This window comes from Stenotrophomonas sp. YJH_SMC_12-1, assembly GCF_059370935.1.
Window position 1 is genome coordinate 1 of record NZ_JCAFUD010000001.1, and the last position, 20,232, is coordinate 20,232.

Annotated in this window: 23 protein-coding genes; 6 read left to right on the forward strand and 17 right to left on the reverse strand. The window is 64.0% G+C overall.

The window, feature by feature from the left end; translation table 11 throughout:
• Window positions 1–173 precede the first annotated feature (173 nt).
• From AC5P8Y_RS00005 to AC5P8Y_RS00025, 5 genes are all read right to left on the reverse strand, one after another.
• Window positions 174–1,289 carry an alkene reductase gene (locus AC5P8Y_RS00005; protein ID WP_111108309.1) on the reverse strand — a complete coding sequence of 372 codons (1,116 nt, stop codon included), beginning with the start codon at window positions 1,287–1,289 and terminating at the stop codon, window positions 174–176.
• Window positions 1,290–1,431: 142 nt separating this feature from the next.
• The gene (locus AC5P8Y_RS00010) at window positions 1,432–2,307 is read right to left on the reverse strand and encodes an EcsC family protein (protein ID WP_033833153.1); all 876 of its coding nucleotides are present in this window, start codon (window positions 2,305–2,307) and stop codon (window positions 1,432–1,434) included.
• 170 nt (window positions 2,308–2,477) lie between these two features.
• A complete protein-coding gene (gene orn / locus AC5P8Y_RS00015) occupies window positions 2,478–3,050 on the reverse strand; it encodes an oligoribonuclease (RefSeq protein WP_033833154.1) in 573 nt (190 codons plus the stop codon).
• A 75-nt stretch (window positions 3,051–3,125) separates the two neighbouring features.
• Entirely contained in the window at window positions 3,126–3,650 is a 525-nt protein-coding gene (gene tadA / locus AC5P8Y_RS00020; protein WP_005410103.1) for a tRNA adenosine(34) deaminase TadA, read from the reverse strand.
• A 75-nt stretch (window positions 3,651–3,725) separates the two neighbouring features.
• The gene (locus AC5P8Y_RS00025; protein ID WP_005410104.1) at window positions 3,726–4,085 is read right to left on the reverse strand and encodes a winged helix-turn-helix transcriptional regulator; all 360 of its coding nucleotides are present in this window, start codon (window positions 4,083–4,085) and stop codon (window positions 3,726–3,728) included.
• A 78-nt stretch (window positions 4,086–4,163) separates the two neighbouring features.
• Here AC5P8Y_RS00025 and AC5P8Y_RS00030 point away from each other — a divergent pair, with 78 nt between their 5' ends.
• The 3 genes from AC5P8Y_RS00030 to AC5P8Y_RS00040 all read left to right on the forward strand — a co-directional run bounded on the left by AC5P8Y_RS00030 (window position 4,164) and on the right by AC5P8Y_RS00040 (window position 5,700).
• Window positions 4,164–4,931: an NAD(P)H-dependent oxidoreductase gene (locus AC5P8Y_RS00030; RefSeq protein WP_495201822.1), complete on the forward strand. Its 768-nt coding sequence runs from the start codon at window positions 4,164–4,166 to the stop codon at window positions 4,929–4,931.
• A 68-nt stretch (window positions 4,932–4,999) separates the two neighbouring features.
• A complete protein-coding gene (locus tag AC5P8Y_RS00035) occupies window positions 5,000–5,437 on the forward strand; it encodes an acetyltransferase (protein WP_005410106.1) in 438 nt (145 codons plus the stop codon).
• Between the two features lie 56 nt (window positions 5,438–5,493).
• Window positions 5,494–5,700, forward strand: a complete 207-nt coding sequence (locus AC5P8Y_RS00040) for a hypothetical protein (RefSeq protein ID WP_049430636.1) — start codon at window positions 5,494–5,496, stop codon at window positions 5,698–5,700.
• 22 nt (window positions 5,701–5,722) lie between these two features.
• Here AC5P8Y_RS00040 and AC5P8Y_RS00045 read toward each other — a convergent pair whose 3' ends face one another.
• The gene (locus tag AC5P8Y_RS00045) at window positions 5,723–6,229 is read right to left on the reverse strand and encodes a GNAT family N-acetyltransferase (RefSeq protein WP_033833156.1); all 507 of its coding nucleotides are present in this window, start codon (window positions 6,227–6,229) and stop codon (window positions 5,723–5,725) included.
• Window positions 6,230–6,503: 274 nt separating this feature from the next.
• Here AC5P8Y_RS00045 and AC5P8Y_RS00050 point away from each other — a divergent pair, with 274 nt between their 5' ends.
• From AC5P8Y_RS00050 to AC5P8Y_RS00060, 3 genes are read left to right on the forward strand one after another with little or no spacing between them, the layout of a single operon-like run.
• The gene (locus tag AC5P8Y_RS00050) at window positions 6,504–7,160 is read left to right on the forward strand and encodes a hypothetical protein (protein ID WP_495201823.1); all 657 of its coding nucleotides are present in this window, start codon (window positions 6,504–6,506) and stop codon (window positions 7,158–7,160) included.
• 43 nt (window positions 7,161–7,203) lie between these two features.
• A complete protein-coding gene (locus tag AC5P8Y_RS00055) occupies window positions 7,204–7,857 on the forward strand; it encodes a hypothetical protein (protein ID WP_033833157.1) in 654 nt (217 codons plus the stop codon).
• Window positions 7,854–9,182, forward strand: a complete 1,329-nt coding sequence (locus AC5P8Y_RS00060; RefSeq protein WP_005410111.1) for an XVIPCD domain-containing protein — start codon at window positions 7,854–7,856, stop codon at window positions 9,180–9,182. The genes AC5P8Y_RS00055 and AC5P8Y_RS00060 overlap by 4 nt, the downstream gene beginning before the upstream one ends.
• Window positions 9,183–9,231: 49 nt before the next feature.
• Here the strand turns inward: AC5P8Y_RS00060 and AC5P8Y_RS00065 are convergent, their stop codons facing one another.
• The 11 genes from AC5P8Y_RS00065 to AC5P8Y_RS00115 all read right to left on the reverse strand — a co-directional run bounded on the left by AC5P8Y_RS00065 (window position 9,232) and on the right by AC5P8Y_RS00115 (window position 20,231).
• Window positions 9,232–10,077, reverse strand: a complete 846-nt coding sequence (locus AC5P8Y_RS00065; protein ID WP_258391805.1) for a hypothetical protein — start codon at window positions 10,075–10,077, stop codon at window positions 9,232–9,234.
• Window positions 10,078–10,429: 352 nt separating this feature from the next.
• Complete coding sequence (locus AC5P8Y_RS00070; protein WP_033833159.1) at window positions 10,430–11,434, reverse strand: XVIPCD domain-containing protein; 1,005 nt, start codon at window positions 11,432–11,434, stop codon at window positions 10,430–10,432.
• Window positions 11,435–11,491: 57 nt separating this feature from the next.
• Entirely contained in the window at window positions 11,492–12,028 is a 537-nt protein-coding gene (locus AC5P8Y_RS00075) for a hypothetical protein (RefSeq protein ID WP_033833160.1), read from the reverse strand.
• Window positions 12,029–12,345: 317 nt separating this feature from the next.
• Window positions 12,346–12,870 (reverse strand): DUF4189 domain-containing protein, encoded by a 525-nt coding sequence (locus tag AC5P8Y_RS00080; RefSeq protein ID WP_111108313.1) that lies wholly within the window; start codon window positions 12,868–12,870, stop codon window positions 12,346–12,348.
• A gap of 414 nt (window positions 12,871–13,284) precedes the next feature.
• Window positions 13,285–13,827, reverse strand: a complete 543-nt coding sequence (locus tag AC5P8Y_RS00085; protein WP_080240965.1) for a DUF4189 domain-containing protein — start codon at window positions 13,825–13,827, stop codon at window positions 13,285–13,287.
• 43 nt (window positions 13,828–13,870) lie between these two features.
• Entirely contained in the window at window positions 13,871–15,010 is a 1,140-nt protein-coding gene (locus tag AC5P8Y_RS00090; RefSeq protein WP_049402204.1) for a TrbL/VirB6 family protein, read from the reverse strand.
• Window positions 15,011–15,084: 74 nt separating this feature from the next.
• Window positions 15,085–15,912: a TrbJ/VirB5 family protein gene (locus AC5P8Y_RS00095; protein WP_049402205.1), complete on the reverse strand. Its 828-nt coding sequence runs from the start codon at window positions 15,910–15,912 to the stop codon at window positions 15,085–15,087.
• Between the two features lie 24 nt (window positions 15,913–15,936).
• On the reverse strand, window positions 15,937–18,384 hold the full coding sequence (locus tag AC5P8Y_RS00100; RefSeq protein WP_495201824.1) for a VirB4 family type IV secretion/conjugal transfer ATPase: 2,448 nt from the start codon (window positions 18,382–18,384) through the stop codon (window positions 15,937–15,939).
• An 84-nt stretch (window positions 18,385–18,468) separates the two neighbouring features.
• On the reverse strand, window positions 18,469–18,777 hold the full coding sequence (locus AC5P8Y_RS00105; RefSeq protein WP_012480639.1) for a VirB3 family type IV secretion system protein: 309 nt from the start codon (window positions 18,775–18,777) through the stop codon (window positions 18,469–18,471).
• Window positions 18,770–19,192: a TrbC/VirB2 family protein gene (locus AC5P8Y_RS00110; protein WP_033833163.1), complete on the reverse strand. Its 423-nt coding sequence runs from the start codon at window positions 19,190–19,192 to the stop codon at window positions 18,770–18,772. Before AC5P8Y_RS00110 ends, AC5P8Y_RS00105 begins: the two co-directional genes overlap by 8 nt.
• Before the next feature lie 73 nt (window positions 19,193–19,265).
• Complete coding sequence (locus tag AC5P8Y_RS00115) at window positions 19,266–20,231, reverse strand: lytic transglycosylase domain-containing protein (RefSeq protein WP_111108315.1); 966 nt, start codon at window positions 20,229–20,231, stop codon at window positions 19,266–19,268.
• Window position 20,232 lies beyond the last annotated feature (1 nt).

The following is a 20,232-nucleotide window of genomic DNA, read 5'->3' on the forward strand; positions in this document are numbered from 1 at the left end:
CCTCGCCGCCTGACTGAAATGCCGGCCAGCGGCCGGCACTACCCCTCGCCGCCTGACTGAAATGCCGGCCAGCGGCCGGCACTACCCCTCGCCGCCTGACTGAAATGCCGGCCAGCGGCCGGCACTACCCCTCGCCACTGGTAGTGCCGGCCGCTGGCCGGCAGCGCCCAGGATCAGGCCGCGACGCTCTCTTCCAGCGTCGGGTAATCGGTGAAGCCGACCGCGCCACCGCCAAAGAACGTGGCGCGATCCGGCGGATTCAGCGCCGCGCCCGTACGCAGGCGCTCGGGCAGATCCGGGTTGGCGATGAACGGCCGGCCGAAGCCGATCAGGTCAGCCCAGCCTTCGGCCAGTGCCTGCTCGGCGCGCTCGGCGGTGTACTTGCCGGCGTAGATCAGCGTGCCCGGGTAGACCATGCGCAGCGCCTGCTTGAACGCCACCGGCATCGGCGGTGCATCGTCCCAGTCGGCCTCGGCAATGTGCAGGTAGCCCACCCCCATCTCACCGAGCAGGTGTGCGGCAGCCAGATAGGTCGCCTGCGGCGTATCGTCAACCGCCCCCTGCAGCGTGGTCAGCGGCGCCAGACGCACGCCCACACGCTCGCCACCGGCAACCTTGACCACCGCCTGCACCACCTCGCGCAGGAAGCGCAGGCGATTGTGCAGTGAACCGCCGTAGGCATCGGTGCGCTGGTTGGCCTGCGAATCGATGAACTGGTTGATCAGGTAGCCGTTGGCGCCGTGCAGTTCCACACCATCAAATCCCGCGGCCAGCGCATTGCGCGCAGCCTGCGCGTAATCGGCGACGATGCCCGGAATCTCGTCCTCGCGCAGCGCGCGCGGCATCGAGTGCTGGATCATCTCGCCCACACCGGCTTCGGGACCCGCCCCAGTCGGGTCGACGAACACTTTCACGCCTTCGGCGAGCAATGCCGAGGAAGACACCGGCGCCGCGCCATCGGGCTGCAGGGCCACATGCGAGACACGGCCGACGTGCCACAGCTGGGCGTAGATGCGGCCACCGGCGGCGTGCACCGCATCGGTCACCTGCCGCCAGCCCTGCACCTGCTCGACGCTGTGGATGCCCGGGGTCCAGGCATAGCCCTGGCCCTGCTGGCTGATCTGGGTACCTTCGCTGACGATCAGGCCGGCGCTGGCGCGTTGCGCATAGTAGGCGGCCATTTCCGCGGTGGCGACGTTGCCATCGGCGGCGCGCGAGCGGGTCATCGGCGGCATCACGATGCGGTTGGGCAGCGTCAACGCGCCCAGGCGGTGGGAGGTGAACATCATGGCGGCAATCTCTTGCGGGGGGAGTGCCGCAAAGGATGGGGATGCCGGCTGCCAGGCAACAGGCATGCACTGGCAAAACAATTGTTCCCTCGAGGCAAGGATCACCCGCCACGAGGGCTCATCCACGCATGGCGTGGCTCTTCTACTCCAGCCTTGGCTCGATCTTTACCGCACCATGCGCCACGCGGTCATAGCAGGCGCGCACCACGTCTTCCCCGTACTTGCGCTCCAGCCGGCGCACGATGAAGTGGCCGCGCGCCATGTCCTGGTAGTAGTCGGTGAACATGGTATTCAGCGTTGCACCGGCGGCAGCACCGACGATCGGCACCGCCTGTGCGGCGAATTTCTCGGTGACCACCACGCCGAAGCGCGCCGCCACCTTCTCCACCATCTTCGCCAGCAGCTTTCCAGCTTCCTTCGGTGCCACGCCCAGGGTCAGGTCGCGGCCGGTCACCACACGCCCAGCCAGTTCGGCCGAAAGATGCCGCATCACGTCGGTGGTGAAGCCACGGGCCAGGTAGTAGCCGGTCTCGCTGGCGTCGTCGCGCGGCGAGTTGCCACCGAGCGCGAACACCTCCAGGCACGCCTGCCGGGTGCTGAACTCGGACAGGTCGAAGCCCTCGCTGCGGGCCACGTCGGCCACGGCGCGCATCATGATGGTGGTCGACACCGGCAGTTCGATGAACAAGGCCGCGAAACCAAAGGCACCGCCGACCGCGCCCGAAGTGGCTGCCGCCAGCTTGTGCCAACGGGTCGACGCTCCCTTGCCGGGGGTGTTGTCCATGCTCCACAGCGCCGCCTGTGCGGACTTGGACAGCGCCGCCTGCACCGCTCCGTGTATGCGACCGGAGACCGCCTTGGGCAGCGCCTTCACCGCGAACTCCAGCGGCGTGCCGACCAGGTTGGCCATGCGCGCGGTGAGGGTCGGCGCTTCCAGCAGGGCCACCGCCCGCTGCAGGTCGGACCAGTCGCGGGCGTCGTGGGCAATGTCGCGGGGAAGCAGGATGGGCTCGTTCATGGCGCCGATCTTAGCGCCGGGGAGTTGAACGGTTCGTCGCGAGGCACGACAGAGGGGTCGGAGCCCTTGCCGCGGGAAAGGGATCCGACCCCGACGCCTTGCCGGCCAGCGGCCGGCACTACCAGTTCGCGTGTCACCCGGTCGCGCCGGGCCATGCCCGGCGTTGTTGTTCAGGCCGTGGGCAAGCCCGACAGCGTGCCCATGAACTGGCGGTAATGGCGCAGCTCGGCGATCGAGTCGTGCACGTCGCTCAGTGCGGTGTGGTTGCTGTTCTTGCCGACGCCGGCGGCCACGCTCGGCGCCCAGCGCTTGGCCAGTTCCTTCACCGTGGACACGTCCAGGTTGCGGTAATGGAAGTACTTCTCCAGGCGCGGCATCTGGCGGTGCAGGAAGCGGCGATCCTGGCAGATCGAGTTGCCGCACATCGGCGAAAGACCGGCCGGGATCCACTGCGCCAGGAAGTTCACCGTCTGCGCCTCGGCCTGGCCGAGGGTGGTGGTGCTGTCCACCACGCGCTGCCACAGGCCCGAACGACGATGCTGGTTGCGGTTCCACTCGTCCATCGCCTCCAGCGTTTCCAGCGGATGATGGATGGCGAATTCCGGACCTTCGGCCAGTACGTTCAGCTGGGCGTCGGTGACCACGGTGGCGATCTCGATGATCGAATCGTTGTCGGTGTCCAACCCGGTCATTTCCAGGTCGATCCAGATCAGTCGTTCGTTGGCCGCGCCGGTGTCCGCCATTGTGTCGCCTCGTTGCTGGGCAGGCGCGCGGCCTACCGGTGAAGGAAAGAGGCGCCCATCATACCCGTTCGCCCCTCAGCCCTCGCCGACGTGGTCTTCCAGCAGCAGCGGCGGCTTGCCACGCTTGGCGCGGAAATAATTGGTCAGGCGCGTACTGGCTTCCTTGGCCAGCACCCCGCCGTGGATCTCGACCCGGTGGTTGTGGCGGGCATCGCCGAGCAGGTCGAACACGCTGCCGCACGCACCGGTCTTGGGGTCGCTGGCGCCGTAGACCAGGCGCGAAACGCGCGCATGCACGATCGCCATCGCGCACATCGCGCACGGCTCCAAGGTCACGTACAGCGTGCTGCCAAGCAGGCGATGGTTGGCCAGCAGCTTTCCACCGGCCCGCATGGCCACGATCTCGGCATGCGCACTGGGGTCATGCGAGGCAATGTTGAGGTTCCAGCCCTCGCCCAGCAGCTGGCCGTCGGCGCCCACCAGCACCGCCCCGACCGGAATCTCGTCGAACTCACGCTGCGCGCGCTCGGCCAGGGCCAGTGCATGGCGCATCCAGTGTTCATCGGCGTCGTGCACCGGTACACCCAGGACATCGGTCATGGCGGTTCTCGCTTTTCAACTGGGCCAGGATGGCCGCCGGGGGCGCATTGTACGCCCGGGGCCGTGCAGGCGCCGCTAGCGCGCGTCGAAGCGCTCGCGGGCCGCATCGAGCGCCGGGAAGTTGTGCTCGGCCCAGCGATCCAGGGCGGACAGCGTCTCGACCAGGCCGCGCGCGACCTCGGTCAGGCGGTACTCCACATGCAGTGGTTTGCTGCCCCGGTCACACCGCTCGACCAGCCCATTGCGCTCCAGCTGGCGCAGGGTCTGGGTCAGCACCTTCTGCGAGATGCCTTCGATCTTCCGCAGCAACGCGCCGTTGCGAAGCGGGCCCTGCGCCAATGCCGGCAGCAGCAGCATCACCCACTTGCCTGAAATCAGCGCAAGCGCATCGCGTGCCGAACAGTCGGCGGCATAGACATCCCCGGGAAAGGCCATGGTTACCTCAAGGTGCGTAATTGCCGGCGCATGCCGGCACCGCGAGGATGGTCGCACACTCCTCGAACACCTCGCCCCATGCGCGCCCTGATCCTGCTTGCCCATCCCGAGCCCCGCTCCTTCAATGCACATCTGGCCGCTCAGGCCGCCGAGCAACTGCGGCATGACGCGCTGCAGGTGGACGTGGTCGACCTGTATGCGGAGGGCTTCGATCCGCTGGAAGCGGCTGACCACCATCCGCATCGCCTGCATCCCGGCCACTTCGACGCCCAACGCGAACAGCGGCACAGCGCCGAGCAGGGCCAGCTGCCCGTCGATGTGCAACGTCACCTGCAACTGCTGCGGGCCGCAGACCTGCTGATCCTGCAGTTCCCGCGGTGGTGGTTCGCGGCACCGGCCATCCTGAAGGGCTGGCTGGATCGCGTACTGGTGTACGGGCCGATGTACAACAGCCGCCTGCGTCACGAGCACGGAGCGATGCGCGGCAAGCGTGCGTTGCTGAGCGTCACCACCGGCTCATCGGCACGGGCCTGCGCAGTCGACGGCCGCGAGGGAGATACCCGGTTGCTGCTGTGGCCCTTGATGTACAGCCTGCGCTACGTCGGCTTCGACGTGATGGAACCGCACGTGGTGCACGGCGTGCGTTCCGGGCTGGCACCGGAGCGTGTGCAGGCCCACGACGAGGCACTCGCTGCAGCAACCCACCACTACCGCGAACGCCTGGCGCAATGGCCGCAGTGGCCCACCGTGCCCTTCAACGACAGCAGCGATTTCGAGGACGGCATTGCGCTGCGCGCGGAGGCCACTGCCTACAGCCCCTTCATCCGCCATCGCAACGCCGGATGAATCCACATCTGCGCGCTGGATCGGGACGCGCCATACTACGCACTCTTTGCAAGCACCTTGGCGAACCCATGACCACCCTCCGCCCCTCCCGCGCCGACGACGGCGCCGCTCTTGTCGACCTCTGGCGCCGCGCCGTCGACGCCACCCACGACTTCCTCAGTGCCGAAGACCGCCAGGCCATCGATGCCGAAGTCGCCGGTTTCCTGCCGCAGGCGCCGATGACCGTTGCTGTCGATGCGCAGGATCGGCCGCTGGGCTTCATGCTGATCGATGGCACGCACATGGAAGCGCTGTTCATCGATCCGGACGTACGTGGCACCGGCATCGGCCGGCAACTGCTGCAGCACGCACTGGCCCAGCATCCGCAGCTGAGTACCGACGTCAACGAACAGAACGCACAGGCCGTCGGCTTCTACCTGCGCATGGGCTTCGTCGAAACCGGACGTTCACCGCTGGATTCGCAAGGCCGTCCGTATCCGCTGATCCACCTTCGGCACAACGGCTGACATCCGTCGGCAGCAGCCACGTGCTAGCGTGGTTGCTTTCGACCAAGGAATGCCGCATGGATGGTGCAAAAGCCCTGTTGACCCTGTTTGCGCTGGGCATCAGCCTGGTCTGGATCCTGGTGCCGTTCGCCATCTTCGCCGTGCGCGACCTGCTGCGTGAAGTACTGGTCGAGCAGCGCCGTACCAATGAACTGCTTGAACACATCGGCGGTTACCGCATTCCGAAGCCGCAACCCGAACCGACCGTCTGGCGCGCGCCCTGAGCAGAAACGTGCCAGGCCCGGATCAGGCCGTCGCCTCGAAGGCCGGTGAGTACTGCACCTCGCCCTGTGCCAACGGGGGCTGCAGGCAAAGTGCCTGGAAGTACTCCGGCGGCACACCCGGCAGCACCAGGCCCGGCTCGGCACAGAAGCCGAAGCGACCGTAATAGGCGGGCTCGCCCAGCAATACACAGCCATGTGCGCCCTGCTGACGCAGTGCTTCAAGTGCGGCATGCATCAGGGCCGCACCGATGCCCTGCCGCTGCCAGGCGGGCAATACCGAGATCGGCCCCAGGCCAAACCAGCCCGTGCTGCCATCGCTGATCGTCACCGGCGACACCGCCACATGGCCGATCACCTTCCCGTCCATCTCGGCCACCAGCGAAACGCTCAGCTCCCCGCGCGCGCGAAGGGCGTCGACGATGAACTGCTCGGTATGGCTGCTGTGCGCAGCGTTCCGGAATGCGGCCTCGGTGAGCGCATGGAGGGTGGCGTGATCATCAATGGCTTCGGCACGGATGGTGTAGTTCATGGCGTAATGCTCGCTTGCGTGAGAGTCGCGTGAATTGGCGACCGTTGTCACAAATTGGCGGCGAAATGTCGAACGCGAAGCGCAATAGCCTGGCCAACCCCGAATCGCCTGTGCCGCAATCGATTCGGTGCCGCTCCCGAACGCTGAATGCGTCAAAATTCCGTCACCCACGCCTTGCCGCAGCTGGCGCCAGGTTTCCAGAACACTCCATAATCGATAGACCTGTCACCAGGGAAGGATATATGGACACGGACGCACGATGCAGGATGCCGCCATGGATGTAGCCACGCCGACACGCGATGGACGCCATCTGGTACCGATGGGCCTCTTGCTGGCGCTGACGGCCTGCTCGCCTTACGCGGACGCAGAGCGTGACGTCGCCGCAGGTGGACGCGGCCTGGCCAAGCTCAACCCGTCACCGCAGCAGGGCTACGAGCTGGTACTGACCCTGAAGGATGCCCCCGGTCCCTTCGCGGTGGTCGAGGGCGTTGCCCAGTACGACGTCAGCAACCACAGGGACTGCGGCCGGGTCCTGTGGGCGACCGGTACCGCCAGCCGCATCACCAGCCAGGAGTTGGTGGAACTACACAAGGTCGACGAGAACGAATACCGCGGTACGTTCTACCTCGACCGCATGCAGGACGAGGATTACTACGGGCGTGGCGTCTGCCATTGGACGTTGACGGGTGTCGGTGCGATGTTGCGCGCTACGACCGGCGAGGCGGATACGCGATTCCTTACGTTCGTCGACAAGGAGCGCATGGAGGGCGACTCACCTCTTACGCTTTATTACCCAAACCTTATCTATCCGCGCGCCGACACTGTCGCCAACTTTGGCGCCAGTGGCAAGGAAGATCCGTCGGGGTACAGCGAAGAGCTGCGCGACGCGCTGTTCTCAACCACAACCACTGTGCGGCAGCTCTCGCCGTGAGCTGCCAGTGCCACATTTCCCCCTACACACCAGGAGGCCGACATTGCGCCACAAGATGATCCCGTGCCTTGCTCTGCTTCTACTGACCGCCTGCAACCCGGAGACCGCCATGAACCAGGAACGTGCCGCTGCCGAAGCCGATGTCGCCCAGGGTGGGCGCGGCCTCGCCAAGCTCAACCCCAACCCGCGCAAGGCCTATGAACTGGTATTGCGCCTGAAGGATGCACCCGGCGACTTCGCACTGGTCAAGGGCGTAGCGCAGTACGACGTCACCAACGAGGATCAGTGCGGCCACATCGAGCCGGCCACCGGCACAGCTGCACGTATCACCAGCCAGGAACCGGTGGAGCTGCGCAAGGTCGCTGAGGGCGAGTACCGCGGCACGCTATATGTGGACCGCATGCTGGATGAGGACTACTACGGTCGTGGCGTCTGCAAGTGGGAGTTCACCGGTGCCGGGGCAATGCTGAAGGCGACGGGTGCCGAAGAAGAGACCCGCTTCCTCACCTTCGTCGACGCCAAGCCGCTGACCGAAGGTGGCGCCCATACGCTCTACTATCCGGATCTGGTCTATCCGAAGGCAGATCGCGTTCCCAACTTCCCAGCCAGTGGCGAGCCCGATCGCAGCAACTACGCCGCTGATCTGCAGGACAAGCTGTTTACGATCACCCTCTCCGCAAGTGAGGTCGCGCCGTGACCATCACCTCTCAGGACTACGCCGCGTTATCCAATGACGCCTACAAGGATCGGGCCGTCGGCCGACGTGAACCCGGCCAAGAAGAAAAAGTCACGTTAAACGGCCATGAGTACAAGATACTTGAGCATGTCAACAATCGTCTCAACGGCTATCAGGGCACCGTCTATCAGCGCGTAGACACCAAAGAGATCGTCATTGCGCATCGTGGCACCGAGCAGATCGCTCGCGATGCGATTCTGACCGACGGCGGCATGGTGGTTGCGCGCACCAACGTGCAGGCGCCTGACGCGATTGCTTTGACACAGAGGACACTCGAAGGCGCTGCGCTTCAATCCCGCTTGAACGGTGTGCCCGCGCCCCAGGTCACCGTCACCGGTCATTCCCTCGGCGGCGCCCTCGCCCAGATCACCTCGCACCACTTCAACGTCAAGGGCGAGACCTTCAATGCCTACGGCGCGGTCAGCCTCAGCTATCGCATTCCGGAAGGCGGCAACACCATGATCAACCACGTCATGGCCTCCGATCCGGTCAGCGCCGCGTCACCGCATTTCGGCCAGGTACGCATCTATGCCAAGCCCGACGAGATCAAGACGCTCGCGGCAAACGGCTTCAGCAATCACGCCCTGCGTGATCTGATTCCGGACCGCCCGATCATCGCGGCCACCAGCTCGTTCGGTGCGCACAAGCTGGGCAACTTCCTCAACGAAGGCTCGGTGCTGAAGCACCCCGAAACGCAGAAGCTGGCGAAAGACAACGCCAAGATGATCGAGGAGTATCGCGACGACGTCGAGTCACTGCGTCGCGGCGTCACCCGCGCTGCACGCGGCATCCCGGGCGGCGCCATCGATCTGTACGACCACATCCGCGGCCCGCTGCAGCCCGGTGAACCGGCACGCCGCGAAGCGGAGAAGAATGGCCATCACACCAGCATGCTGCGCATGGACGATGCCAACCATCTGGGCAACCCGCTGTTCAACGACGCGATCCGCGGCGTGCACGCACATGACGTGCGCGTTGGCCGCGTGCCGGACGTGATGAGTACGCAGCTGGCGGGCAGCCTGGCGGCGGAGATGCACGCTGCAGGCGGCAAGCGCATCGACGAAGTGGTGATGAACGCCGATGCCTCGCGCAGCTTCGCCGTGCAGGGCCAGGGCGGTGACCCCGCCCACCTTCGCGTGTCGGTGGATACGGCAGTGGCGATGAACACGCCGCTGGAACAGAGCAGCCAGCGCATCGACCAGCAGGCTGCAGGCCAGCGCCTTGCGCTGGAGCGCGACCAACAGCTGGAACAGCAGCAGCATCAGACCCGCAGCCTGCAGGCCTGATGGACAGCGCGGGAGCCGGTCATTCCGGCTCCCGCCTCAGCACCGTGACTCAGGGGCTGGTGGCCGCGACCGGCGCAGATGCACTGGCGGTCACGAACAGATCCGGCCCGGAATCCGGGAAGCCGCCGCAGGCGCGATCGCCCGGCGCGACCGGATCACACGGCCACTGGCTGCGCGGGACCTTGTCGCGCAACTCGAAGCGATCGCCGGTCCAGACCACGAAGGCGAGATGCTCGCGGTTCCAGTCACTGAACGCACGCGCCCCACCCTTCGGCACCGTCTCCGGATACTGCACGAACCAACGCATGGCCGGCCCGAACTGCAGCTTGCTGTGATCCAGCGTGATCCTGCCCCCACGCGCCAGCTGGCGTGCGCGATCCGCCTCGGTCACCTGTGGCATGGCCGGCATCGCCTCGGCGGTAACATCCCTCGGCGGCGCATCGCCACGCACCTGGTAGACACGCTGGCCCACATACGCCTCGCGGCAGTTGCCCGCTGGCACACGTACCGGCTCCGCGCTGAACTCATCGCGGTTGGCGACCTGGTCGCTGCAGGTGAACGGCGCGGACACCAGGTAGAACGTGCTGTCGGCATCGCGCCCTTCCAGCGAGCGCACCCAGACGTCGCCCATCCGCACGATGAAGTCCGGGCGCTGGCCGTACCCAGGCACCGCCTTGAACCAGGCCTTCTGCTGTACCTCTCGCTCGCGCCAGTTGCGCGGCAGGTGGATGTCCTGCTCGGGCAGCGCGACCAGCAGAGCGGCCAGATGCGCCGGCATGGTGCCCTGGCAGGCGCCGGTCAGCAGGTCGCCCTGGGTCGCCAGTCGCCCGGCCAGATCCACCGGGCAGCGCGCACCGAGCGCCCGCTCGGTCGCCCGCTCGGGCGACAATGGCACGATGGCCAATCCGGGCGGTGCGGGTGCTACCGCCGGAACGGTTGGCTCGGCGGTAGCAGGCGGTGCCGTTCCTGCGGGCGCATCAGCGATCGCCTGTACCGCGGCGGGCGTTTCCGCGACGGGCGGCGCTGTCTCCTGAGCCTGTGCCGAGGCTGCGGCAAGTCCAAGTGACAGCAGCCAGAGCGGCGGCAGGCGGCGCGCGGATGCATTGCAGCGGGCAGCGGCCTGCAGGGCATTCAAGGGAACGATTCGCATGTGGTGTCCTTACGGGTGGGTTTCCATGTCGGCGCCACAGGGCGCCATGCGTCGTACGCAAAACAACGGCGGGCACCCTGCCCGCCGGCACCAAGTGCTACAGGGATCGAGAACGCTGCTCCTGCTCGCGGGCGAGCGCGGCCGTCGGATCCTGCTGCGCAACGCTGGCCGCCAACTGCTGGCTGCTCTGCGCCAGTGGCTGCTGGGAGGCCTGCTCCCGGTCAACAGACGCACGCAGCATGGCCGGATCACCCAGCGCGCCCTGCACTGCAAACAGCGTACGGCCGTCGTTGCCCGCCAGCAGATGATCGATGCGCGACAGGCCGGCCTTCTGCGCCCCCAGCGCCAATGCGCCAGCGGTATTGTCGAGCTCCTGTGCACTGCGCAGTCCACTTTGCGGCCCCATCTGCCGCAGGTGCTGGCGCGCATCCTCGAACAATGCGTTGCCGGGCTCACCGGCATGCGACATGTCGCGTGCAACGGTCTGCGCCGGCGCACCGACTTCGCCGCGATCCAGTCGCGCCATCACGTCCGGCGTCAACTTCTGCTGCCAGACCTCAAATCGTTGCCGGCGCGCCTCGATGCCATTGAGCGCGCCGTTGAGCGCATAAGTTGCTTCGCGCACATCATGGCGCGCCCCCTCCGGCACCCGTGTCTGCCACTGCCATACGGCAATACGGCCTGCGTACTCGGGCTGCGCGGCCAGCTCCGGGTGATTCACCAGGTCCAGATCCAGCGCCTTGCCGGCACGCTCGTAATTCTCCTTGCCGACCAGTGGCAGATAGCCGCGGCCGTGGTACTTCAGCGCGTCACCAGGCGCGTCGTTGCCCATGCGCCCGCCGTACATCAGCTCAGCCAGGTTTTCCGGGCGACCACGCAGCGCTTCCTGGCGGGCGCTCTCCAGCGCAGCGTTGCCATTGCGCCACGCAGCCTCCACCGGGATCTGCGAGATTCCCCGGGTGAAGTTGAAACTCTCGTTGAGCCGGCTCAAGCCACGCGACTCGTGCCCTGCCTGGGCCATGAAATTGGCCAGTTCAAGCGGGGAGTCGATGCCGGCTTTGGTCGCCTGCCGCAACAGCTGCGACTCTCTATCGGTCGACACAGTGCAACTCCTGAATCTTCATCAGCGCGGATTCCCTTCCGCCGGTTGGAGCTTGGCTCATGGAAGCGACACCTCGGCGACGCTGGACGGGTCGAAGTCCTCGAACCGCACCCTGCCCAGCTCCGCCACCGAGTAATCCCGGATGTTGGTCGCTTCGGTCTCGATATCCACGACCTTGCGTCTCACCCCATCCACCCAGCAGGCCTTGTCCGCAGGCGCATAGCGGAACCGGTAGGTGCTGCTCCAGCGCTCGCGGCTACCGCCGTTGGTGATCACGCTGAAGGTGCCCTTCTCGACCATTGCATACGCAAAAGGGTCGCCGGCCAGGCCACCTCGGGTGGAACACGGCACCAGCTTGTCGTTGCGCGCGGCCAGCTGCCAGCGCCCGCGCCCATCACCGCGCAGCAACAGCAGCACCCGGTTTGGCCCGTGCTGGCCGGGCACCAGCCCTTCCGGCGTCGGCTGGTCGATGACCAGCAGCTGATACTCGATGCCATCGCCGTTGAGTTCGCCCCTTACGGCTTCCAGCAGGTTCGCACCGGACGGAACAAATGCCAGGGCATCGTCCATGTGTGCGCCAACCCTGTCTTCCATCCCCTCCCGCTCCTTCAATGTGGTCATGCCGATACCCGCCTCCCTGCCCAGCCGGAACGCGTTCCGGCTTATCCGCGCCTGCGCGGACAAGGATCATAGCCTTGCGTACGGCAAGGCCGCGATGATGGCGAGCGTCACCCGATGCAGGGGCTGACAGCGTCCTCATTGGACGGAAGAACCCCTGCATTCGGTGGCACTGGCGCGTCATTTTCATGACGCGTGGGGAGCTTACCGCGAGGCGTTCTGCCGCGTCGAAGTGCGAGGAAATCGAAAAGCGGAATTGATCACAGAAAACGGGGCTTAGCGTGAATGGCGCCTTACCTGATGAACAGATCCGCCGTGCAGGCCGTTCTGGCGATCCCGCATTGTCCCTGCGGCAGCTGCTTCCATGCCGCCTTCGCGTTGCATTGCTGCATCGCGACAATGACCGCCCCCTGTTCGGACATGGCGGTGGCAACGCTGGTGGTTTCAGTGCCCAGACCCGCGTGTGCGACTGCCACGCATTGCGCCTGGAACAGGGTCGTCAACGTACATTCGCCCTGCCCGAACTCCCTGCACTCCTTCATGGAAGCACGCTTGGCCTTGCCCCGCGAACGCATCGAGTTGCTGATGAAGGTATCGCCGCGGGCATCCATTGCCACGCCGCGCACGGTCTGCGCCCAGTTGGGGCGATTGTTGTACGGGGATCCTGAGCTGCTTACCGGAATGGGCGCACAGCCCTGTACACCCTGGCCACCGATGGGATACATGCCCTGCGGGCAGTTGCCTTCGGCAAGCGCGGTGAACGGCGGCAGGCCTGCAATCAGCAGACACGGGAGAAAAGCGAGGTGGATTCGTTTCATGGGGAGACTCATTCCTTTGCTGCCCATTGTGAGAGGCGGGACGGCCTGAGCAGATGATCGTTGCCCAAACTTGCCTCCCGGGTTGGGAAGGCTTCGCAGAGCAAACACAGGCCCGGGCTGTCCGGGTACAAGATCATTGGAGAACTCGGCGATTCCAACCGGAGTGCGCTGCAAGCCCGATGGTGGCGCAGCCACGCTGAACGCTCAAGGTCAATCGCGTCAGACTGTGCATCAACGCAGGCTCGACTGAAGTAAATCACCCAGTTGAAGTAGAGCCGGGGCACAGCAAGTTACTGTCGATCACATAGACGCCGTCGCACCAATATCGCCTTCACGTCGGCATGTCGAAGCTTGCCCAAGCCGTTGCCCTGAGCAATCAACACGCTCCAAGCACTGGCTGTCAGGATCCTTTAGCTAGAACGCCTCATAGACCGGCTCAGAACACGCTGAGTAGGCGACTTTGCATTGCGTTCCAGCCGGATCCACGCAGATCTTTTGTGCCTGCGCAATGGCTTCCTTCAAGTCTTTACCGCTCGCAACGCCACCACGCGCCCCATTGCCTTGGCTCTGAGGAACGACCCAAGCCGCACACTGGTTCCGGTACGCGATGAGTACTCGGCAGTCGCGAGCAGCGCGCATGCCGCATCCCTCGAGAGCGACACGCTCCGCATCCTCTTTCGTAGCCCTCCCTGTCGCCACGCCTGCTTCGTTCGTGCTGGGCGAGGAAGCAATGGCACCCCACGTCTTATGCCACTGGCCAGCGGGTTCCGCCCCACGGGCGCCCCCCCCCGCTCCAGGGATGGGGGCACACCCCCCCACCCCTTGATCGCCGATGGGGTACTGGCCGGCCGGGCATCGGCCCTCCGCATTGGCGTTATTGGCAACGAGGAGTGCAGCAAACAGCAGCGTCAGAGTCACGAACGCCGGATTACCGCGTAAAGGTTTGAAATCGGCCATTGTCTTGAATCTCTGAAAATTCACGGCGCCTCAGTCTCACAACTCATTGACCTGTTGCATTTCCTCGCATACCTGGGCTTTGAGTCGGAGCAATCGCGTTATTGACAACAGGGGAGGTTGCTGCGACAGGCGCCCCCACCGAACCACGATCTCCCGACGGCGCCGGCGGCGGAGCCGACATGCCCGGCGGACGACCATCGGCACTCGGCGAGGCACTGGCACCACCGCCTATCTGCGAATATGCCATGAAGGTGCCCAGGGTGCCCTGGAAGAACATCGCTGCCATTGGGGGTGTAGTCAGGATCAACGCGGTGAGGATCAGGCCCATGCCTCCCTGCTGCATCGCCTGGCTGGTCATGCCGTCGGACATGCTTTCCTTGAGGATGAATTCCTGCACCAGCGCTGTCGTCCAGAAAGTGGCCGCTACACGTACCACCATGTCCAGTGCGATGGATACCATCGCTGCAAGTACGGCCATGGAGAACATCGTGCCGATGCCGTAGAACAGCCAACGTTGGAACAACTGCTTGGTCTGGTCGAACAACAGGCAGAGGATGAACAGGGGGCCAAAGCCGATGAACAGCGCCATGGCGATTTCATACAGCATCAGCATCGCACCAGCGGTGATGGCTGGACCTGCGGTGCCCATGCCGATGAAGAACAGTGCCCGCTTCTTGTCCTCCAGCAGCTCCCCGTCATTCATGATCTGGATGGCGTCGATACTGGAAAGCGCCACCTGCATCCATGCCAGGCTCTTGTCGATCTGAGCTTCGGGTGACTCGTTCGAGCCTGTCACGACCTTCGTGATTTCTGCCTTGACGTCGTGGGTGAGGAAGCTCTGAAGGTTGGTGCCGAAAGCGCCCATCGTGGTGGCCGCGCTGACGATCAACGCCGCACGCGCCATATTGGTCACCAAGACCATCATTGAGTCCCGGCTGCGGCCGGTCACGATGCGGAAGCCCTGCACCAGCACCCACAGGGTCATGAGCGTGAGGGCGATGCCGCCGACCCACTGCATCATTTCCCCCATCATGTCGATGCCGAACTTGTTTATCTTGCTTCGCAGGAAGTCGAAGATGAACTTGAAGAACACGAAATCCCCGATCGATTGGACACGTGCAACGTGCCCCATCAAATCCTGGAATCCGCCATTGAAATCAAAATTGGCAATCGACCTGATCATTTCCGCAATCCCTTGATGTATCCCTACCGGACAACCTCGTGGAGCGGGTGCCTATGCACCTGCCCCAAGCGGCGTCAGTCGACGTGCAAAGCGCGTTCCAATGCAGCCGTCTTGACCAGCTGCGAGATGACGCCCGGCTTGCCCTTCAATGCCACGCGCGCCAGCACGCGCTGATTGGCCATCATTGACTCCTGATAGGCGTCGTAGGACCGCATGCGCGCCTCCCATTCCTGCTGCAGCTTGGCGATATCGTTTGCCGTACGCAGGGAGTCACTGTTCACGGCCGAAAGAGTTCCCGCAAGGTTGCCATTGGCGCCGCCTCTCCAGCCCATGATCTTAGCCAACGACGCATTGACACTGGGGATGGTCTTCTCGATGAAATCCACCGTCTCGTTGCGCTTCCGGTTTTCCATCATCTGGATGTTGACGCACAGCTGCTGCTGCTGTGCGTAGAGATCACCGGAGGTATCCAGCACAAACTTCTTCAGCAGGCTGCCAGCGCTGAAGCCCGCCGATGTACGGCAGAGGTCGGCGACCATATAGTCGTCTGGAACCCGCTCCAATGTGGCGCCTGGCGGCAAGCCGAAGTTGTTGATCATGCCCTGGATCTGGACAAGCGCATTCTGATATTCCTGGAACGTCCTTCTCCAGCGATCAACCTGAGCCGCATACTCAAGCCCATCAGCCTTGAGCTGTGCTTTTCCTTGGGCAACATCCTTCAGCGCCTGCGCGAGATTACTGAAGTCGATAACAGGGTAGCCACCGGCCGAAACCGACGTGGTGGAGAACATGACCATGCTCCCCAGCAGGATGGCTGCCAGGCGCTTCTGACGCAGACCGCGTTGGCGCTTGTGATTTCGGGATGTCATGTTCATGTTCTTCTCCAGGGGAATGGATTTCATTCGGCGCTGTTTGATCCAGGGCTTTCAAGCCGCATCGGTTTCGGCAGAGACCTTGGCTTTACCAGAGCCCTTTCGGTTCTTGTAGAAGTCCTCCAGCCACTGTTCCGGCGTGAGTTCATCCACGGTGATCCGATTGCGGACTGCAGCCGTCTGCAGCACTCGATGCATGATGTCGATGTTGTCGGTCGAGGCCGAGATCACCGACAGGATGTCGTCCATGCCGCGCAGGTTGAGCTGGCAGACGCTGGAAGCATGGCCCTGCTTGACCAGGAAGCAGCGCGAGCGCTCGTCCAGTGCCGTGACCACCTTGAACTCCGCCTCGGTCAACTTCAGGCCATCCATGTAGTCGCTCTTGCTGGCGTTCGGGTTCGGCAGCAGGATGAGCGTGGCGGTCTGCTCGATCAGGGCAGCGGAGATATCACTCTTCAGCGCGTCTTCCGGGCTCTGCGTGGCGAAGATGCCCAGGCCGTTCTGCTTACGGATGGTCTTCTGCTTGTTCTTCGCGAACTCCTTCAGGCCACCCTCGCCGTCCAGGATCTTCCAGAATTCGTCCATTACATAGATCAGCGGTCGACCGTCGATCAGCGATTCCAGGCGGTGCAGCAGGTAATTGATGACCGGCACGCGCACTTCGGGATTGTCGATGATGTCGGTGTAGTCAAAGCCGATGATGTTGGCCTTGCTCAGATCCACAGTATCGATCGGATTGTCGAAGACCCAACCCAGCGAATTGGCCGAGGTCCAACGGCGCATGCGCGCATAGAGGCCGTCGTCGCCCATGTTGGGCAGGCTCTTCTGGAAGTTGGTCATGCTGCGCAGGTGCATCGGTGTATCCAGCATGCTCTCCACTGCGCGGTAGATATCCTCTTCCTCGCGCGCGCTGTATTCGCGCTTGCCGGCCAGCACCTTGATCAGGTCGGCCAGGAACTGCACGTTGGCTTCGTTGTTCTCGCACTGGAACGGGTTGAAGCCGGTCGGCGCACCGTTCTCCAGCGCGAGGTAATTGCCACCACAGGCGCGTACGAAGATCTCCGCGCCGCGGTCCTTGTCAAAGAAGAAGATGGTGGGCGACGGCTCGTACTTCTGCACCTGGCTGAGCAGGAAGTTGATCAGCGCGGTCTTGCCGGTACCGGACTTGCCGATCACCATGGTATTGGCGATCGCCTTCTCACCGAGCGAATTCTCGGATGGATGGGTGGCATGGAAGTTGAAGTAGTACGGCTGGCCGTTGGTGGTCTGCAGCGTGGTCACGCAGTCGCCCCACGGGTTGTTGTGCTGCTTGCCGGTGGCGAAGTTGTGCAGCGGCGACAGGCCAAGGAAGTTCAGCGAGCTGACGTTGGCCAGCCGCGTGCGGAAGCGCCAGTTGGCCGGCAGCTGCGAATAGAACGACGAGGTGACTGCCAGATCCTCCTTGGTCGACACGAAACCGGCGTTGGACAGCTCGGCACGGGTCGAGGCCACGTTCTGCGACAGCTTCGCCTGGCTGTCGCCATACACCGCGATGATGAAGTGGTATTCGCCCAGCACGAAGTTGCCTGACGACAGATGATCCATCGCCTGGTCGAGTTCGACGATCTGACTGACCGCCTTGTCGCCCGAGGAGATCATCATGCCCTTGGTCCGGTCCAGCACCTTCAATGCGTCCTGGCGCCCCATCGGGCTGAACGAATGGGTGATGACGTACTCATAGTCCAGATATTTCAGACCATTGAGGATGCCCGGATAGGTCCCCTCGGCATACTCCTTGATATTCAGGATCGCGCCGAAATGATTGACGCCATTGGGCGTATTGATCACGAAATCGCCGGTCTTGGCCGAGAACATGTGCCGGCTGACCGGAAGATAGTCTTTCACTGGCGCCGACAGTACCGGCACCGGCTCATCGATGCGGTTGATCAGGTAGCCGAACAGCTCAAGCGTCTCGGAAAACACCACACCGTTCTTGGCTTCGTACATACCGAGCCGGTAAGGCGCGTAGTCGCGGATCACAGCCTCGACGTTGCCGGCGAGCTCCATCAGCTTCTCGACGGCCTGCTCCTGCTCGGCGCGCAGCTTGTCCAGGTTCGCGGACTTCTCCACGAAGCGCTTTCCCGCCACCACCGGGCGATAGATCATCGTCAGGTACAGCTCGTTCTGCATGATGCGCTGGGAGGACAGCATGCCCATGTACTGGTCGGACACATCCTGGTTGAAGCGCTGCTTGTAGTAGCTCTTTCCCTTCAGGGTGCGACGGCGCCGGATGTCATGCACCCAGAAGGCAACGTTGACGAAATCCGGCGCGCGCAGCGTCTGCAGTAACCGGTTGAAGGTGTTGTGCCGATGCTCAAGCTCCCATTCTTCGCGCCCCACGAACGGCAGCCCTTCCAGGTGCCACGTCAACAGGTAGTCGCCGCCCGTGGTCTTCACCACATTCGGAGCCACGTGCGACGACAAGGGGATGAATTCGCTGATGGAGGTATCTGGGTTGAACATACGACTGCTTCCAAAAGGTACTGCCGACAAAGATGCGGAGTTGGCCAGGCGGGCGTTCAACGCCCGCCTGGCCGGATCCAGCCCTCAATCCCTGGGGGCTGGCTTGTTGCGGTAGTGATTCGGGTTGAACACCCACATGCCATCATGCTCCTGCACGTTGCGCACCTTGAGCTTGAACATCAGGCGCAGGCCCAGCAGGCGGAAGATCATCTCGTCACGCTTGGCCATCTGCCGCATGATGAAAATGGCCACCGGGATGGTCAGCAGAAACCAGAAGTTCGTGTACATGCTCAGCAGCAACAACCCACCCGCCACCATGAAAAATGGCAGGTAGGGAACGCCCAGGAACATCGCTGGGCGCGTGCAGCCCCGGAACAGGACGTTCTTATGCACTGTAGTACTGGACGGCGTGCTTGATCATTTCAAACGCCATGCCAGCGCCGTCGCCACCACCGACCTTGTCGCAGCTGCCAGCCTCCTTGCCGAGCAGCATGCGCGCGATCTGGCCTGCCGCGCCGATCAGCACACCGCCGATGAGGATCGGGGCCACGTCACCGATGCGCTTGTGGGCAAATGCGATCTGGTAACCGGCGAAGATCACGGCGATCGTGACCACGGCGATCGAGGCCATGTTCAGCAGACCGTTGATGTTGGAGAAGAAGCCGCAGACCTTGCCATCGGTGCCGCCGAAGTCGGTACCGCCTGCCAGGGCCTGGGGAGCGAACACGGCACCTGCGAATGCGACGGCCATCAGCATGGTCTTCAGCGTGCGCTGGGCCTGGACGAGGTCGAGATTGAATCGCTTCATGGATTGATTTCCTTGTTGATGGACTAACACAACTGAATCGACCAGCCGGGGGACCGGTCGCACCACGACTTCGTCAGAACACGAAGGCCGCATCCCCTGCGGGAATCTGCTGCACCGGCGCACGGGGCGCCGGTGCGTTGTAGAAATTCTGGGTGTCCGCTGCCGGCGCGTTACGCTCATTCCAGGGGCGCAGCATCACCGGCGCGTTCGCGCCAGCAGCCATCCCGGGCAGCTGTTGCGGCATGGCTGCCCCACCCTGCGCCGCACCAGGCTGCTGATACTGCTGCGGAGCCTGCTGCGGCATGTCGTTTCCGCCCTGCGCCTGTGGCTGCATCATTCGATCGACCGAACCCAGCACCACGCGCGATACCGCCTGGTCGGCGATGTTCAGCAGGCTGCCGCGGGCCATCGCACCGGTCGATGGGTAGACGGTGTAGGCCCGTGCCGGGTCATTGGACGGTACGTACACCGGCGCATTGGCCTGGGCGACGATGCGCGCCTGGGCCGGCGAGGCCGTCTGCGGATGATGTTCGACCCTGACCACCCGACGCTCGCCGCGGCTGACCACGTCAATCGGCGCGACGGCGTTGCTTGCGACCTGCTGACCGCGGCGGATCGAGTCGTAGATCTTCTGCACGTACCCGTGACGGAAGCCGGTCTCGAAGTTGCCCGAGTAGTAGCAGCTGAACGACTTGCCCCAGTCACCACCGGAGCGCTTGTAGCAATCGGCGAGGATGCGCGAACCCGCCTGCAGGTTCGGGCACTGCTGGAAGGCCTTCTCGTAGGAATCCAGCCCGTACTTGCCCAGGTTGTAACGGTTGACCTGGGCCAGGCCAATGGAGAAGTTGTAGCCCTTCTCCTCCAGCATGCGAACGGTGGCCAGCGCCTCGTCGAGGGCCTTGGGCTGGCGCACCAGGGCGCCGCCGACCACGCCGATGGCATAAGGGTTGCGCGACGATTCCACGTTGATGACGTGCTGCATCACGTCCATCGAGACGGCCATTTCCGGGCACGCCATCATTTCCAGTCCTGGCAGCATT

Bases quoted from the DNA above. Each gene is read 5' to 3' on its own strand.
- AC5P8Y_RS00100 (WP_495201824.1), bottom strand. From the start codon at position 18,384: ATGTTCAACCCAGATACCTCCATCAGCGAATTCATCCCCTTGTCGTCG.
- AC5P8Y_RS00040 (WP_049430636.1), top strand. From the start codon at position 5,494: ATGGATGGTGCAAAAGCCCTGTTGACCCTGTTTGCGCTGGGCATCAGC.
- AC5P8Y_RS00075 (WP_033833160.1), bottom strand. From the start codon at position 12,028: ATGGAAGACAGGGTTGGCGCACACATGGACGATGCCCTGGCATTTGTT.
- AC5P8Y_RS00030 (WP_495201822.1), top strand. From the start codon at position 4,164: ATGCGCGCCCTGATCCTGCTTGCCCATCCCGAGCCCCGCTCCTTCAAT.
- AC5P8Y_RS00115 (WP_111108315.1), bottom strand. From the start codon at position 20,231: ATGCTGCCAGGACTGGAAATGATGGCGTGCCCGGAAATGGCCGTCTCG.
- AC5P8Y_RS00085 (WP_080240965.1), bottom strand. From the start codon at position 13,827: ATGGCCGATTTCAAACCTTTACGCGGTAATCCGGCGTTCGTGACTCTG.
- AC5P8Y_RS00025 (WP_005410104.1), bottom strand. From the start codon at position 4,085: ATGGCCTTTCCCGGGGATGTCTATGCCGCCGACTGTTCGGCACGCGAT.
- AC5P8Y_RS00035 (WP_005410106.1), top strand. From the start codon at position 5,000: ATGACCACCCTCCGCCCCTCCCGCGCCGACGACGGCGCCGCTCTTGTC.
- AC5P8Y_RS00050 (WP_495201823.1), top strand. From the start codon at position 6,504: ATGGATGTAGCCACGCCGACACGCGATGGACGCCATCTGGTACCGATG.
- AC5P8Y_RS00080 (WP_111108313.1), bottom strand. From the start codon at position 12,870: ATGAAACGAATCCACCTCGCTTTTCTCCCGTGTCTGCTGATTGCAGGC.
- AC5P8Y_RS00090 (WP_049402204.1), bottom strand. From the start codon at position 15,010: ATGATCAGGTCGATTGCCAATTTTGATTTCAATGGCGGATTCCAGGAT.
- AC5P8Y_RS00110 (WP_033833163.1), bottom strand. From the start codon at position 19,192: ATGAAGCGATTCAATCTCGACCTCGTCCAGGCCCAGCGCACGCTGAAG.
- orn (WP_033833154.1), bottom strand. From the start codon at position 3,050: ATGGCGGACACCGGCGCGGCCAACGAACGACTGATCTGGATCGACCTG.
- AC5P8Y_RS00095 (WP_049402205.1), bottom strand. From the start codon at position 15,912: ATGAAATCCATTCCCCTGGAGAAGAACATGAACATGACATCCCGAAAT.
- AC5P8Y_RS00010 (WP_033833153.1), bottom strand. From the start codon at position 2,307: ATGAACGAGCCCATCCTGCTTCCCCGCGACATTGCCCACGACGCCCGC.
- AC5P8Y_RS00045 (WP_033833156.1), bottom strand. From the start codon at position 6,229: ATGAACTACACCATCCGTGCCGAAGCCATTGATGATCACGCCACCCTC.
- AC5P8Y_RS00005 (WP_111108309.1), bottom strand. From the start codon at position 1,289: ATGATGTTCACCTCCCACCGCCTGGGCGCGTTGACGCTGCCCAACCGC.
- tadA (WP_005410103.1), bottom strand. From the start codon at position 3,650: ATGACCGATGTCCTGGGTGTACCGGTGCACGACGCCGATGAACACTGG.